The sequence below is a fragment of the Massilia sp. UYP32 genome (assembly GCF_050434365.1).
GTDB classification, from domain to species: domain Bacteria; phylum Pseudomonadota; class Gammaproteobacteria; order Burkholderiales; family Burkholderiaceae_D; genus Telluria; species Telluria timonae.
In genome coordinates, this window is the sequence record NZ_JBNDIK010000064.1 from 1 (window position 1) to 1,660 (window position 1,660).

General features: G+C 59.6%; 1 protein-coding gene. It reads right to left on the minus strand.

Annotated features, from left to right (window positions below; translation table 11 throughout):
- Positions 1 to 31 precede the first annotated feature (31 nt).
- Positions 32 to 1,587 (minus strand): IS3 family transposase gene (locus tag ABIB42_RS25855; RefSeq protein ID WP_229409743.1). Its coding sequence is split into 2 segments (ribosomal slippage): positions 32 to 1,125 and positions 1,125 to 1,587, totalling 1,557 coding nucleotides; the frame shifts between segments, so codons are not numbered across the junction.
- Between the last annotated feature and the right edge of the window lie 73 nt (positions 1,588 to 1,660).

Sequence of the window (1,660 nt, forward strand, 5' to 3'; positions counted from 1 at the left end):
CGGTGTTTGTCAACGTAGTTGTCGCGTCATCTCAAGCTGCTTGCTGTAGTGCTTCTGGCCGAATCCGTTCCGGATTCAACCAGACTTGATCGTCAAGTTCCCAGTTCCTGGTGCCCTGCGACCAGCGCTGCGGGTTGCGCTTTCTAGCCTCGTGATAGACCTGCTCACGAAGCTTCAAAATCGCCGCGTCTTGCCCGCAGTGGCGCTGTGCCGGGGTCACGAATTTCAGGCCGCTGTGCTTGTGATCGTGGTTATACCAACGCACGAATTTCTGCGTCCATGCCTGCGCCTCTTCCAGGCTTCCGAATGGCTTGTTCGGGTAATCTGGGCGATATTTGCAGGTCTTGAACAGCGACTCGGCGTATGCATTGTCATTGCTTACACGTGGCCGGCTGAACGAGGGCGCCACACCCAGCTGTTCCAACGTGGCCAACATGGTGGCGCCCTTCATGGCGCTGCCGTTGTCCGAATGGAGCACCAGTGGACGACCGGCCAGCCCCTCGGCCAAGCTAGTGCGGCGCATCAACCGTGAAGCCAGTTCCGCCGATTCCGCCACGTGCACCTCATGCCCGACGACTTTGCGGCTGAAGATATCGAGCACCATGTACCAGTAATAGTATTGGCCTTTGATGGCGGCCGGCATCCAGGTGATATCCCAGCTCCACACTTGGTTCGGAGCCGCGGCGCAATGACTCGTGAGCACGCGCTCACAAGGTTTCTTCGCGCGGCCCCGATGATGCTGTTGCGCCGCCGCTTTCAGAACGCGATAGAAGCTTGACTCGGACGCCATGTACACGCCCCGATCGGCCAGCGCTGGCACGATCTGGCTGGGCGGTAAGCTGGCGAATTCCTCGCTGTTGGCAACGGCGAGGATTTCGGTACGCTCATCCTCGCTCAGCTTGCTGACCGGTTCTGGCCGCACGCTGGAGGGACGACCGTCGCCGGCCACGGCATCGTCGCCATTGCGCACCCAGCGCTGGAAAGTACGCAAGGTAATGTCCAGCTCGATGCAGGCTGGCGCCAACCGGCTGCCGGCGGCCTCTGCTTCACGGATCAACTCAACACACAACAGGCGATCTGGGACGCTGATCAGTCTTCCTCTTTGTCCCCCCAGATCGCCTGGGCTTTTTTTCGCAGGATCAGCAGCGCGGCCGCCTCGGCCAGCGCCTTCTCCTTGCGCTGTAAATCCTTCTCCAGTTGCCGGATGCGCTTTTTGTCCTCCTTCGACTGCGCCTGCTGCTCCCGCGTCTGCTTTACCACGCTCGCATTGGCCGACATGCATGCGGCACGCCACGTGGCAATCTGCTCCGCGAACAGGCCCTTGCGACGGCAATACTCGGCCAGTTCGCTTGTGTTCAGCGCAGCCGTTTCCAGTACCACGGAAAACTTGTCTTCCGAAGTCCATTCCTCGGCATTCTTTCCACTACCTGGCACCAGCGTTCCTTGATTACGAAGTTGACGGCGCCAAGTATAAAGGGTCTGTTCGGTGATCCCGCTCTCGCGGGCCAACTCCGACACCAGCCTGTTCTGCGGCGGCATCATCTGCCGAAGTAGCGCTTCTTTCCGTTCTGCTGAATACTGCTTCACACGATCTCTCTTGCCCGTCCCCGGTTGGTATTTACTTCATCAGGTGACGCGACAACTATTCTGACACCGGGGG